The sequence below is a fragment of the Nonomuraea sp. NPDC052129 genome (genome assembly GCF_040680095.1).
In the GTDB taxonomy this organism is placed as follows: Bacteria; Actinomycetota; Actinomycetes; order Streptosporangiales; family Streptosporangiaceae; genus Nonomuraea.
Window position 1 is genome coordinate 26,296 of the sequence record NZ_JBFAVX010000021.1, and the last position, 13,114, is coordinate 39,409.

General features: G+C 68.5%; 14 protein-coding genes. 12 read left to right on the forward strand and 2 right to left on the reverse strand.

The annotated features are described in order from the left end of the window. Positions 1-107: 107 nt before the first annotated feature. The 9 genes from AB0L53_RS36080 (at position 108) to AB0L53_RS36120 (ending at position 9,856) form a co-directional block, all read left to right on the forward strand. Positions 108-1,472 carry an extracellular solute-binding protein gene (locus AB0L53_RS36080; RefSeq protein WP_364003828.1) on the forward strand — a complete coding sequence of 455 codons (1,365 nt, stop codon included), beginning with the start codon at positions 108-110 and terminating at the stop codon, positions 1,470-1,472. Continuing rightward, complete coding sequence (locus AB0L53_RS36085) at positions 1,469-2,335, forward strand: sugar ABC transporter permease (RefSeq protein ID WP_364003830.1); 867 nt, start codon at positions 1,469-1,471, stop codon at positions 2,333-2,335. Before AB0L53_RS36080 ends, AB0L53_RS36085 begins: the two co-directional genes overlap by 4 nt. Before the next feature lie 5 nt (positions 2,336-2,340). Continuing rightward, positions 2,341-3,180 carry a carbohydrate ABC transporter permease gene (locus tag AB0L53_RS36090; RefSeq protein ID WP_364003832.1) on the forward strand — a complete coding sequence of 280 codons (840 nt, stop codon included), beginning with the start codon at positions 2,341-2,343 and terminating at the stop codon, positions 3,178-3,180. Continuing rightward, positions 3,177-4,022, forward strand: a complete 846-nt coding sequence (locus AB0L53_RS36095) for an NAD(P)-dependent oxidoreductase (protein WP_364003835.1) — start codon at positions 3,177-3,179, stop codon at positions 4,020-4,022. The genes AB0L53_RS36090 and AB0L53_RS36095 overlap by 4 nt, the downstream gene beginning before the upstream one ends. Positions 4,023-4,027: 5 nt before the next feature. After that, positions 4,028-5,278, forward strand: coding sequence for an enolase C-terminal domain-like protein (locus AB0L53_RS36100; protein WP_364003838.1), 1,251 nt, complete (start codon positions 4,028-4,030; stop codon positions 5,276-5,278). A gap of 25 nt (positions 5,279-5,303) precedes the next feature. Continuing rightward, entirely contained in the window at positions 5,304-6,329 is a 1,026-nt protein-coding gene (locus AB0L53_RS36105) for a LacI family DNA-binding transcriptional regulator (protein WP_364003841.1), read from the forward strand. 23 nt (positions 6,330-6,352) lie between these two features. Then, the gene (locus tag AB0L53_RS36110; protein ID WP_364003844.1) at positions 6,353-7,954 is read left to right on the forward strand and encodes an FAD-dependent oxidoreductase; all 1,602 of its coding nucleotides are present in this window, start codon (positions 6,353-6,355) and stop codon (positions 7,952-7,954) included. A gap of 142 nt (positions 7,955-8,096) precedes the next feature. Then, complete coding sequence (locus AB0L53_RS36115; RefSeq protein ID WP_364003847.1) at positions 8,097-8,684, forward strand: restriction endonuclease; 588 nt, start codon at positions 8,097-8,099, stop codon at positions 8,682-8,684. Between the two features lie 173 nt (positions 8,685-8,857). Next, positions 8,858-9,856, forward strand: coding sequence for a M23 family metallopeptidase (locus tag AB0L53_RS36120; RefSeq protein WP_364003849.1), 999 nt, complete (start codon positions 8,858-8,860; stop codon positions 9,854-9,856). Positions 9,857-9,952: 96 nt separating this feature from the next. Here AB0L53_RS36120 and AB0L53_RS36125 read toward each other — a convergent pair whose 3' ends face one another. Next, positions 9,953-10,357, reverse strand: coding sequence for a PASTA domain-containing protein (locus tag AB0L53_RS36125; RefSeq protein ID WP_357940456.1), 405 nt, complete (start codon positions 10,355-10,357; stop codon positions 9,953-9,955). A 171-nt stretch (positions 10,358-10,528) separates the two neighbouring features. Continuing rightward, the gene (locus AB0L53_RS36130; protein ID WP_357941471.1) at positions 10,529-10,795 is read right to left on the reverse strand and encodes a winged helix-turn-helix domain-containing protein; all 267 of its coding nucleotides are present in this window, start codon (positions 10,793-10,795) and stop codon (positions 10,529-10,531) included. Positions 10,796-10,935: 140 nt separating this feature from the next. Between AB0L53_RS36130 and AB0L53_RS36135 the strand changes: the two genes are divergently transcribed. The 3 genes from AB0L53_RS36135 (at position 10,936) to AB0L53_RS36145 (ending at position 13,078) form a co-directional block, all read left to right on the forward strand. Continuing rightward, positions 10,936-11,109 carry a hypothetical protein gene (locus tag AB0L53_RS36135; protein ID WP_364003852.1) on the forward strand — a complete coding sequence of 58 codons (174 nt, stop codon included), beginning with the start codon at positions 10,936-10,938 and terminating at the stop codon, positions 11,107-11,109. Between the two features lie 398 nt (positions 11,110-11,507). Further along, positions 11,508-11,993, forward strand: coding sequence for a SigE family RNA polymerase sigma factor (locus AB0L53_RS36140; protein ID WP_364003855.1), 486 nt, complete (start codon positions 11,508-11,510; stop codon positions 11,991-11,993). Beyond that, complete coding sequence (locus AB0L53_RS36145; protein ID WP_364003858.1) at positions 11,990-13,078, forward strand: hypothetical protein; 1,089 nt, start codon at positions 11,990-11,992, stop codon at positions 13,076-13,078. Before AB0L53_RS36140 ends, AB0L53_RS36145 begins: the two co-directional genes overlap by 4 nt. Positions 13,079-13,114: the final 36 nt, after the last annotated feature.

Sequence of the window (13,114 nt, forward strand, 5' to 3'; positions counted from 1 at the left end):
TGTCAAGGGTGATCTGTGCGCATCACGTAATCTGGCGGTAACGCCTTGACACCTCTTCCTAATGCGGATTAGATGCCACCTAATCCGCATTAGGTAGAGGAGTGGCCATGGATGTATCAGCCTCCAGGAAGTGGATGGCGGGGGCGCTCGTGCTCGCCGCCGCGACGGCGGGCTGCGCGTCCGGCTCGTCGGGTGAGGACTCGGGCACGACCACCATCACCGTGGCGGGCATGCCTCCCACCACCGCCGCCAAGACCCGCAAGCAGTTCCTCGACGCGGTGGCCGCGTTCGAGAAGGCCAACCCCACCATCAAGATCAAGCCGACCGACACGCAGTGGGACGCCAGGACGTTCGCGACCAGGCTGGCCGGCGGAAACGCGGAGACGGTGCTGACCGTGCCGCTCACCGAGCCGCCGGGGCTCATCGCCCGCCGCCAGGTCGCCGACCTCAGCGCCGAGATCAAGAGCCTGCCGCACGCCGGAGACTTCGACCCCCGCGCGCTGGCCCCCGCGACCGGCGCGGACGGCAAGGTCTATGGCCTGCCCGTCACCGAGTACGCCCTGGGCCTGGTCTACAACCGCGCCCTGTTCACCAAGGCCGGGCTCGACCCGGACCAGCCACCGGCCACCTGGGACGAGGTCAGGGTGGCGGCCAAGAAGATCGCCGGGACGGGCGCGACCGGCTACACCCAGATGACGGTCAAGAACACCGGCGGCTGGATCCTGACCGCGATGACCTACTCCTTCGGCGGGCGGATGGAGAAGCAGGAGAGCGACAAGTACGTGCCCGCGCTCCTGGACGGCCCGGCCGAGCAGGCGTTGCGGCACCTGTCCGCGATGCGCTGGCAGGACGACTCCATGGGCGCCAACCAACTGCGTACCCAGCAGGACGCGGAGCGCGACTTCGCGGCCGGCAAGATCGGCATGCTGATCGGCACCGTGAACAGCTACAACCGCTACACCACCCTCTACTCCGGCAAGCCGGACGACTTCGGCATCGCGGCGCTGCCGCAGCAGGGCGCCGGCAAGGCGACGCTGCTGGGCGGGCTGGTGGCGGCCGTCAACGCCAAGGCCACCGCCGCGCAGCGGGCCGCCGCGGTGAAGTGGATCGACTTCTACTACCTCAAGCCCAACTACGACCCGGCGGCCGCCGAGCAGCTGGCCGTGGCCAACGCGGCGGACAAGCTGGCCGTCGGCCTGCCCACGCTGCCGTTCTACGGCACGTCGGTGGCGGGCCCGGTGAACACCGCGATCGCCAAGCACGCCAACATCCCGGTGGCGAACTTCGCGCCCTACGTGAAGGACACCGACAAACTGGAGTACGTCGTCGAGCCCCCGGTCGCCGCCCAGGACCTGTACGGCGCCCTCGACACCGCCGTGCAGGCCGTGCTGACCCGCAAGGACGCCGACCCGCGCGACGAGCTGACCAAGGCGGCGGCCCGAGTCGCCCCGCTGCTTGAGAAAGCACAGTGACCCGGGGCAAAGGCGTCGCGGCCGCGCTGTTCCTCATCCCGACGGTGCTGGTCTTCGGGCTGTTCTCGTGGTGGCCGATCATCCGCAGCGTGCTGCTCGGCTTCCAGCAGACCAATCTGGTCGAGGCGGCGACGTTCGCGGGCCTGGACAACTTCCGCACCCTGCTCGCCGACCCCCTGCTGGGCCTGGCGGTGCGCAACACGTTGCTGTTCACCGGCCTGGCCCTGGTGATCGGCTTCCCGCTGCCGATCTTCCTGGCGGTGCTGATGTCGGAGCTGCGGCGCGGCTCCGGGCTGATGCGGGTGCTGGTCTACCTGCCGGTAGTGGTGCCGCCGGTGGTGGCCGTGCTGATGTGGAAGTGGTTCTACGACCCGGACTCCGGCCTGTTCAACCAGCTGCTCGGGCTGGTCGGGCTGGGACCGTACCCCTGGCTGCAGTCCACGGGTATGGCGATGCCGAGCCTGGTGCTGGAGGCGACCTGGGCGGGTGCCGGCGGCGCCGTGCTCATCTACCTGGCCGCGCTGTCCAGTGTGCCCACCGAGTTGTACGAGGCGGCCGAGCTGGACGGCGCATCCGTCTGGCGGAGGTTGTGGCACGTGACACTGCCGCAGCTGCGGCCCATTCTGTTGATCATGCTGCTGCTCCAGGTGATCAACACCTTCCAGGTCTTCACCGAGCCGTTCGTGCTGACCGACGGCGGGCCGGAGGACTCGACGGTCACGGTGCTGCTGCTGATCTACAGGTACGCGTTCGTCAACGGCGACTACGGCACGGCGGCGGCGTTGAGCGTGAGCCTGGCCGTGGTGCTGGCGGTGCTGTCGGCCGTGTACCTGCGGCTCACCAGAACTTGGGGGACGAAGTGAGGGGAGTGATCTCCGAGACCGAACGGCGCGGGATGCGCCTCGGATTGGGCACCACCCAGGCGCTGCTCATCGTGGCCCTGCTCCTGGAGGGTGCCGGGCCGATCTACTGGATCTTCAAGGGCGCGATCTCCTCCACCCAGGAGTCGCTGCGCAGCCCGCTGGCCCTGTGGCCGGCGGACGTTCGCTGGTCGAACCTGGCGGAGGCGTGGACGACCCTGGAGGTCGGCCACTACCTGACGAACACCGTCGTCCTCGTCGCCGGCTCCTGGTTCACCCAGTTGTTCGTCGCGACGACCGGCGCCTACGCGCTGTCGGTCCTGCGGCCCTCCTACGGCAAGTACGTCTACGGTGCGGTCCTGGCGACGCTGTTCCTGCCGGGCACGGTCTCGATGGTCTCGCTTTATCTGACCGTCCTGGACCTTTCCATCGCCAACACCCCGCTGTCGGTGTGGTTGCCCGCCGGGGCGCACGCCTTCAACGTCCTGCTGGTCAAGCAGTTCTTCGACGGCATACCCAAGGAGCTGTTCGAGGCGGCGCGCCTCGACGGCGCGGGGCCGTGGCGGATCTTCACCCGGGTGGTGCTGCCCATGTCGCGGCCGATCTTGGCCGTGGTATCACTGCTGGCTGTCATGAACGCGTGGAAGGACTTCCTCTGGCCCATGATCGCCATCACCGACACCGAGAGCCAGCCGCTGGCGGTGGCCCTGCCCCGGCTGGCCGACACCTCGGACCAGGCCCTGCTCATCGCCGGGATGCTGATCGCGATCATCCCGCCCGTCCTGGTGTTCCTGCTGTTCCAGCGGCAGATCATCCGGGGCATCGCCTTCACGGGGTTGAAGGGATGAGGGTCCTGGTCACCGGCGCGGCCGGCCGCCTCGGCTCCGCCGTACTGGCAGAACTCGCCGCGCGCGACATCGCCGTGACCGCCCTCGTCGCGGAGGATCCCGGCCCGCTGGCGGCGGAGCGGGTCGTCGTGGGAGACGCCCGCGACCCGGCCGCCGTCCGCGCGGCCCTCGACGGGGCCGACGCCGTCATTCACACGGCGGCGCTGGCCTCGCCCGAGGTGGCGGCGCCCGAGGTGGTGTTCTCGGCCAACACGCAGGCGACGTTCGTGGTGTTGAACGAGGCGGGGGAGCAGGGGGTACGGCGGGCCGTGATCGCCAGCAGCCTGTCGATCACCGGCCTGCCCTTCGCCAGGTCGCGCCCGAGCCCGGCGTATCTGCCGCTGGACGAGCACGTGCCGTTGCTGATCGAGGACCCGTACGCGTTGTCCAAGCAGGTGGACGAGGCCACGGCGGCGATGATGCACCGGCGGCACGGCATGACCGTCGCCGCGCTGCGCTTCCCCTTCCTCGGCGACCAGGACAGGCTCGCCGCGCGCGCGGAGCGGCTGGCCGGGGATCCCGCGGCCGGGGCCACGGAGGTGTGGAGCTATCTCGATCTGCGCGACGCCGCGCGGGCCTGCCTGCTCGGGCTGACGGCCCCGCTGTCCGGCGCGCCGGTCATCTTCGTCGCCGCGTCCGACACGCTCATGACGACGCCGACCGAGGACCTGCTCGCGGCACACCACCCCGGCGTGCCGTGCCGTACGGCGTTGCCCGGCAGGGCGGTGGCCATCGATCTCGAACCGGCCCGGCGGCTGCTCGGGTTCACCGCCTTGCATCCGTTTCCAGAGGAGCGACAATAATGATCATGCCGGAGACGCAGGCGCCGTGGCAGGCCAGGGACGGGCTGCGCATCACCGGTGTACGCACGATCGTCACCGCGCCGGGCGGGGTCCCGCTCGTCGTCGTGCGGATCGACACCTCAGAACCCGGCCTGTACGGCCTGGGCTGCGCCACCTTCACCCAGCGCTTCCACGCCGTGGTCGCCGCGATCGAGCGGCACATCGCGCCCATGGTCATCGGCCGGCATCCGGCCGACATCGAGGACATCGGCCGGATGCTGCACTACTCCTCGTACTGGCGAGGCGGCCCGGTGCACAACAACGGGCTGTCCGGCATCGACCAGGCGCTGTGGGACATCGCCGGCAAACGTTTCGGGGTGCCGGTGTACGAGCTACTGGGCGGGCGGGTCAGGGCGGCCGCCGCCGTCTACACCGGGGCCCGCGGTGGCGAGGTCGAGGAGTCGATCGAGCGGGCCGCCGCGCTCGCCGAGCAGGGCTACCGCTACGTACGGCTGCAGGCGGGCGGGCCGGGGCTCGGCACGTACGGCGGCGTCGGCACGCCCGGCGGATATCCGGACAGCCCCCACCCCGACGGCTGGGACGTCGGCCACTACCTGCGCAGCACGCCGAAGTTGTTCGAGCGCGCCCGCGAGGTCCTCGGTGACGAACTCGGCCTGCTGCACGACGCGCACAACCGGCTCACGCCGAAGGAGGCCGTGGTGCTCGCGCGGTCGCTGGAGCCGTACCAGCTGTTCTTCCTGGAGGACCCGCTCGCGCCCGAGCACTTCGACCGGCTGCCCGAGGTGCGGGCGGCGGCGCCGATGCCGATCGCCTCCGGTGAGCTGGTCTCCTCGGTGACCGACGCGGCGCGGCTCATCACCTCCGGTGGCGTCGACTACCTGCGCCTGCACGTCTCAGCCGTCGGCGGGCTGACGCCCGTGCGCAAGCTCGCCGCGCTGTGCGAGCTGACCGGCGTGCGGACGGCCTGGCACGGGCCGCCGGACGTGTCGCCGGTGGGCGCGGCGGCCAACGTCACGCTCGACGTCACCAGCCCCGCGTTCGGGATCCAGGAGGCGCACGTCTACCCGGAGACCGTGCACGAGGTCTTCCCGGGCACGTTGCGGACGGTGAACGGCTACATCACGCCCTCCGACCGGCCCGGCTGGGGCATCGACCTCGATGAGGGCGCCGCCAAGCGGTACCCGCCGGAGACACACCTGCACGAGCGGTGGGCCGCGCGGGTGCGCAGGCCCGACGGCGGGCTCGAAGCTCCGTGATCTACTACTTCTTGGGGGATATGCCATGAGACCCAGCGGTCGACCTCGTCAGGCGGACATCGCTCGCCTGGCCGGCGTCTCACAGCCGACCGTGTCGCTGATCCTCGGCGGCGGCGCCGCCGCCATGGGCATCGCCGAGGAGACCCAGCGCAAGGTCATGGCGGCCGCCGAGCAGCTCGGGTACGTGCCCGACCCGATCGCCACCCGCCTGGCGGCCGGTCAGAACAACCTGCTCGGCCTCTACACCTTCACCTCGACCTTCCCCACGGAGATGTCGCACGCCTACTACCCGTTCCTGGTAGGTATCGAGGAGGAGTCGGCGGCGCAGGGCTACGACCTGCTGATGTTCATCGCCTCCAGTGTCACGGGCGAGCGCCCGCACGCCCAGGTGCTCAACCGGGTACGCCTGGCCGACGGCTGCCTGTTCCTGGGCAGGCACCTGCCCGTGCCGGAGATGGACCGCCTGCTGGCCACCGATCTGCCCGTCGTCTACATAGGGCGGCACGACGAGTTCGGCGACCGCCTGCCCTACGTCGGCGCCGACTACGTCTCCGCCGGCGCCGCCGTGGTGCGGCACCTGGCGGGGCTGGGGCATGGGCGCATCCTGTACGTACGCGAAGCCGACGAGGCGATCACCTCCGTCGACAGGGAGGCGGGCTTCAGACGCGGCATGGACGAATGCGGCCTGGCCGCCGAAGTGGTACGCACCGACGGCGCCGACCTGACCCCCGAGCGGCTGCGCACCTGGCGCGACCAGGGCATCACCGCGCTGGTCACCGAGGCCACCGACACCGACGCCGCCCACCGCGCCCTCCTGGCGGCCGCCGAGGGGGCGGGGCTGCGCTTCCCCGACGACCTCTCCCTGGCCACGCTCGGCGACCCCGCCGACCGCCCGGCGGGTCTGACCGGCTTCGCCGTACCCCGTCGCGAGATGGGGGCCGCGGCCGTCCGGCTGCTCACGAAACTCATCGCGGGAGACCGTACGGTCCCCAGGCACCAGCTCATGACCTGCGAGCTGGAGCCGGGCGAGACCGCGGCACCTCCCCGCTAGCCCTCCCTGGAAAGGCACCACCCATGACCGACATCCTCATCGTCGGCGGTGGGCTCGGCGGCGTCGCCGCGGCCCTGGCCGCCTGCCGCGCGGGCCACGACGTCGTCCTCACCGAGGAGACGGACTGGATCGGCGGCCAGCTCACCGCGCAGGCCGTACCCCCTGACGAGCACCCGTGGATCGAGAGCTACGGCGCCACCGCCACCTACCGTGAGGTGCGCGGCTCCATCCGCGAATACTACCGGCGCTGGTACCCCATGACCGGCGGCGCGCAGCGCTGGCGCGAGCTGAACCCCGGTGCCGGATATGTCAGCAAGTTGTGCCACGAACCACGCGTCTCCCTGGCGGTTCTGCAGGCCATGCTGGCTCCCCACGTGGCCGCCGGGCGCCTGCGCGTCCTCCTCGAACACCGCCCCGTCGAGGTCGAGGTGGACCGTGACCGCGTCAGCGCGGTCACGCTGCTGGACCTCCGCTCCGGCGACTCGCGCACCATCGCCGCCGCCTACGTCCTCGACGCGACGGAGACCGGTGAGTTGCTGCCGCTGGCGAAGACGGAGTACGTCACGGGCGCGGAGGCCCGCGGCGAGCACGACGAGCCGCACGCGCCGGACGAATACCAGCCGCTGAACATGCAGGGCATCACCTACTGCTTCGCCGTCTCCCACCACGACGGCGAGAACCACGTCATCGACCGGCCAGCGGACTACGGATTCTGGCGCGATTACCGGCCCGACTTCTGGCCCGGACCGCTGCTCGGCTTCAGCGCGCCGGACCCGCGCACCCTGGAGGCCGAAGCCCGCTGGTTCGACCCCAACCCGACCGGTGACCCCCGCGCGGTTCTGGCCGACCAGAGTGCCCAATCAGGGGACAAGGACCTGTGGATGTTCCGCAGGATCCTCGCTCGGGACCTGTTCGAGCCGGGCTTCGCCGCCTCCGATATCACGTTGGTCAACTGGCCGCTGAACGACTACTGGCTGCGCCCGATCATCGAAGTCGACGCCGACACTGCGGCGCTGGCGCACAAGGAGGCCAAGCAGCTGTCGTTGTCGGTGCTGTACTGGCTCCAGACCGAAGCGCCCCGTCCTGACGGCGGCACCGGCTTCCCGGGGCTCCGGCTCCGCCACGACGTGGTCGGCACCGCCGATGGGCTGGCGAAGTCCGCCTATGTCAGAGAGTCGAGGCGCATCCGCGCGGTCACCACCGTCACTGAGCACCACGTCTCCAGGGCCATCCTCGGCGACCGGGGCACGCTGCGGCACCATGACTCCGTCGGAGTCGGCGCGTACCGCATCGACCTGCACCCGTCGACCGGCGGGGACAACTACATCGACATCGCCAGCGTGCCCTTCGAGATCCCGCTCGGCGCGTTGCTGCCGGTCAGGATGCGCAACCTGCTGCCCGCGGGCAAGAACATCGGCACCACGCACATCTCCAACGGGTGTTTCCGCCTGCATCCGGTGGAGTGGAACGTGGGCGAGGCGGCGGGCCAGCTGGCCGCGTACTGCCTGCGCCGGAGGGTGGAGCCGCAGGAGGTCAGGGAGAAGGAGACCTTGCTGGAGGAGTTCACCGGGGAGCTGGACAAGATCGGCGTTGAGCGCCACTGGCCGGCACCGGCGGGCTACTGACCCTGTCATTTTGTCGGACCGGTGGCTCACACTCGCCATGGACACCACCCATCGAGGAGGGGAACCCATGGCGAGGGGATCCAGACGGGGTCGGAGAAAGTCGCGGAGCAGACAGGACATATGGGTCCTGGGAGTCGCGGGTGTGGCCATCGCCGGGGCGGTCGTGGTCTCGTTCGTCCGCGACCATCCGGTCTGGGCGGCGGCGATCGTCTGCCTGGTCCTGGCGGTGCTCGGCGGCGGGCTGCTCCTGCGCTACCAGGCCATCGAGGCACGCAGACGGCAATTCCTGGCGGCCAACGTCGAGTTGGAGAAGATCGACCGGATGTCCGGATCGCAGTTCGAGCACCTGGTCGCCCAGCGGATGATCGCCGATGGCTTCCGGCAGGTCCGCGAACGCGGCCGTAGTGGCGACGGTGGGGTGGACATCACCGCCGTCGCTCCCGGACACGGGAAGTACGCCATCCAGTGCAAGCGCTACAGCAAGACCGTCGGCGCGCCCGACGTCCGCAACTTCCTGGGCGCGCTCGCCAACACCTTCGCCGGGCACATCGGAGTCCTGGTCACCTCGGGGAGCCTGACCCGTCAGGCCCGGCTGGAGGCGCTCGGTGCCCGGGAGCCGCTGATCCTGGTCGAACGCGATCGGCTGGCGGACTGGCTGCTGGGCACGGTCTCGCTCCTGCCCGCACGGCCGAACCGGGTCCTGATCGAAGGAGAGGAGCCCGCGGGCTGAAACCGCAGGTCACACTAGGCTTCCCGGTCGGCGTGTGCTCGGCGCGGATGGCTCTCTATGCGGCTTCTGGATGTTCTCTGTATGGCTCATCCGCACTCTTGATCTCCAGCAAGAGCGCTTGGAACGACCCCATAGACCCACGCGCGGCTCCGGCACGCGTTGAAAGGATTGGTATGAGACCCAAAGCTGTGCTCACGGCGGGGTTCGCCCTGTTCATCTGTCTCGCATCGGGCCAGGGCGCGTTAGCGAGCACGGGGGCCGAGGCCACTCCGACGCCGTCCGCTACGCCGACCGCCACCCCCACGCCGACCTCTGGGCCGGACAACAACGACCCGCCGAACCAGGTGGAGGGGCCGCAGGTGTCGACCCTGGCCGCCCCGCGCTTCCAGCTCCCCTTCCCCTGCGGTCAGAAGTGGACCGGCAACTCCAGCGGCAGCAGCGCGCACCGGTCGTATGAGATCGACTTCAACCGGGGCAGCACGCCGGACGCCGACCGCGGGGACACCGTCGTCGCCGCCGCTGCGGGCACCGTGGTCATCTCGGCCCACCAGGGCTCGACCAACGGTTACGGGAACCTGGTCAAGATCGACCACGGCGGTGGCTACACGACCTTCTACGCGCACCTGAACTCGCGCGCCGTGGCCGCGGGCGCCAAGGTCACCCAGGGCCAGAAGATCGGTGCGGTCGGCAACACCAGCAAGCCGGGCAACGGCATCTCGCCGCACCTGCACTTCGAGGTGCGCAAGGGCAGCAGCTACCCGTCGAACATCCAGAAGGCCGTCTTCAACGGGGCCACGTTCGGCTACCCGAACCAGACCCTCACCTCCAAGAACTGCGGAGGCGGCGGCAACCCCAACACTGCCGAGTCGGTGTGCGGCAGCGGTTACAAGGTGATCGACTCGGCTGCCCTGGGCACGGCGGGCAAGGTCTACCTGCTGTTCAACTCGGCCAACGGCAAGAACTGCGTGGCCACCATCAAGTCGACCTCCCTCGGCAAGGCCACCGCCACCAGCGCCTACCTGGAGGTGAAGGGCAAGACGCGGGCCACCGACACGGGCAATTTCACCTACTACGCGGGCCCGGTAGTCGCCAGCGCGGCGGACAAGTGCGTCAAGTGGGGCGGCAAGGCCGGTGCGTCCACCTACAACAGCCCCTTCGAACACTGCACCTGACGTGCACCGCACCTGACGTTTGAGCCATGAGCGCCGCCGCCCTTTCATGGGTGGCGGCGCCTTTTCTGGCGCCTGGGCTGATGCAACTATGGTGCGTTATTCGCCGTACTTCTTCGCATAGAGGGTTATCAGCGTGGAGGTGCTGACCCGGCTGCCGCCGGCAGGGGATTGCCGGGTGACGACCCAGTTGCGGTCGTACACCTGGAAACGGTTCTGGCCGGTGGCGTCCTTGTCGTTGAGGATGTAGAAGCCCGCTGCTTGCAACCTGTCTTGGCCTGCTTGGAGGTTCATGCCGACGACATTCGGCAGCTTCTTCTTCGACGCCTTCGCCTCTGTGGTCGGGCTGGGCTTTTTCGCTTTGGTGGCCTTGGTTGCGGTGGCGGTGGGTGCTTGATCTGACCCGGCGACCGTCTTGCCCGGTGCGGGCAAGTTGATGGGCCCACACGCGGTGAGGCAAATGATGACGAAGAGGGCGGGGAGTGCTGGGCGAAGTTGCCGCATCGGTGTGTCCTCAGATCGCGAAGAAACGGAACGCACCGTTAGACGATCAAGCGTGAGAGATGGTTTCGGCAATCGGCCCGCTACGTGCAGGCCATAAGGCGCCTAGCCGCTAAGGGCTTTCGACCACAAAACTAAGTGGTGGTCTATTCGAATTCCAAGAAGCTGGCTGTCTCAGGATTCGTTGTCATCGCGGCGTACGACGACGGATCCCCTGCCGGGCTTGGTGATGATCAGCTGACGTTCGCGAAGGATGGCGAACGCTTTGCGGATGGTGTCACGGCCGACGGCGAAGTAGCCCTGGAGTTGTACCTCGGACAGCACAGTACGCGGCGGGTAGTCGCCGGCTTGGATGCGCTCTCCAACCCAGTCGGCTATCTGCTCGTATCGGTAGAACTCGGGGTTCCAGTCGTCGGAAGTCCAGGGCGTGTCAGGCAACATCACAGGCGGACCCTAGACCGTCACCTACTTACATACATAGACCAAACAGTACAGGTCGCGTCCAGGCTAGTCCTAGACAGGTGGGTATAGGTGAGCCTAAGGTTGTGCCACAACGGAGGCAGGCGAAAGGAGTTCAGGCGATGGAGCTGTATGGCGGTTATCTCGGGGAGGTGTCGTTCGGCGGGATGCGCGGTGGCGATCAGGGCGAGGAGGAGGGCGAGAGTTGTGTTCTGATCGTCTCGATTCCTGACGTAGAGGACGCCGGAGCTCTGCATGGCTCGAAGGCCTCGGCCAGTACGGGAGCGCCTGAGTAAGTCCATCCCGTGTCCGGAACTTGATGACGCGATCCTCCTTGGAGATCAGCATGATCATGGAGGAATTCCATGGCCCGCACCTGAAGCCCCTACGAAAGGGGTACACCGCGATCGACTGGTCCGACTCGGTGGCCAGAAGCAACTCCGTCAGGGTCCGAAGCCACACGTGCGAATGCTTGATCACGGTGTACGAGTTCTGCGTGGCGGGCGGACTCGGCCACATCCGCCGTACGGAGAGGTCGTCGGAGGGCATCCGTCTCAGTGAGAGTCCTTGGCTTCGGGTCGCCGACGCGAAGCGGCTGTGGGAACGGCTCCTTCAGGGGCACGCCCAGTAGTGCTGGTGGCCCTATGTAAGCGAGCATTCCAACTTCGGAGTCTTCCCCGGAGTTCTTAAGAGCATGGACCGTTTTGAGGGGTTCCAGGAGTTCGTGCGTGCCCGTCAGCAATCGCTGATGCGGACGGCGTACCTGCTCACTGGAGACACCCATCTCGCCGAGGATCTGTTGCAGACGGTCCTCACCCGTGTCGCCTCACACTGGCCCAAGCTCACCAAGGGCGGTAATCCCGAGGCCTACGCCCGTAAGGCCCTGGTCAACCAGAACATCTCCTGGCGCAGACGCAAGCGGGTCGAGCTGCCGGGAAGCGAGTTGCCGGAGGTCGGCCAGTCGCACGACGAGGCGACCGTGCGGCGGCTCGCCTTGCTTCAGGCGTTCGCCCAGCTCACCCCGAAACAGCGGACGGTGATCGTGCTGCGTTACTACGAAGATCGCACCGAACACGAGACCGCCCAGCTCATGGGCGTCTCGCTGGGCACGGTCAAGAGTCAGACGCATTACGCGCTGTCGAAGCTGCGCGCGCTCACCCCGCAGGAGGTGGACAGATGAACACGCTCCGTGATGATCTGCACGAGCTGGCCGCCCACGTTCCCGACGTCGACCTGGCCGACCTGGCGATCAGGGGAGCGCGCCGCCGCAGCCGTGTGGTCCGCCTGTCGCTGGCCGCCGCAGCCGCGGTGGTCGTCGGGATCGCCGGCGGCTCCGTCATACTGCTCCAGCAAGAGGTACGGCGGGTGCCGCCGGTCGTACTCACACCACCGGAGACCAAGGCGCTCCCGCTGCCCGAGAAGGGGGTCGCGCCGGTACAGCAGGCTTATCGGCCGTCCTGCGCAGAAGGGTGCAAGCAGGACGGGTGGCGCATCGTCACCCAAAGCGGCGAAATCTACCAGCTACCCGCCGGACCGGGGCCGGTGACGGCCACGGCTGACGGTCGCCGGATCGCCTACTACAGCGTGCAGAGCCGCGGCATCGTGGTGCGCGACCTGGCCAGTGGCCGGATCTGGAAGTCACCGCTGAAGCAGCCGAAGGAGGACTTCGCCGACGAGTACGCCCTTCGGATGTCACCCAACGGGTTGCGTTTCATCGTCTCCGGTTGGGGTGGCCGGCGTCAGCCGAAAATGCTCGTGGACGTCGAGCAGGGGACAGTGGAGGAACTGGACAAGGGCTGGTGGCCGGTGAGCGTGGCAGATGGTGACGGCCCGGTGGTGCTGGCCAAGCCGTACGACAACACCACCCAGGTCTGGGTGCGTGGCCATAAGCCGGTCACCATCCCCGACTTCACCTACGCTTTCAGCGCCTTGAACCCCGATGGCCGCACGCTCGTTCGAGTGGGGCAGGTCCTGCGCCGTACGGCGCCCATGGTGCGGAGAGACGGAACGATCGTCATCTTCGACGCCCTCACCGGGGCCACCCAGAAGCGGGTGGCGGTGTCCGGCCTTCCGGAGAACATGCTGCCGGACAAGCTGGGCGGTTGGTTGACGGCCGACGAGATCACGCTGATCGCCGTCGAGCAGTCGTCCACGAGCGGTGCGTCAGAGGTGGCCTACGCGGTGAATGTGCGGACGGGGAAGGCCCGTGAGCTCTTCCCGCTCCACGCGGAAGGTAAGTACGCCGTGCCCGGCGTGGTGGGTTGATCCGGCGGCTGCGGATCAGTCGCCGGTATTGCCTGG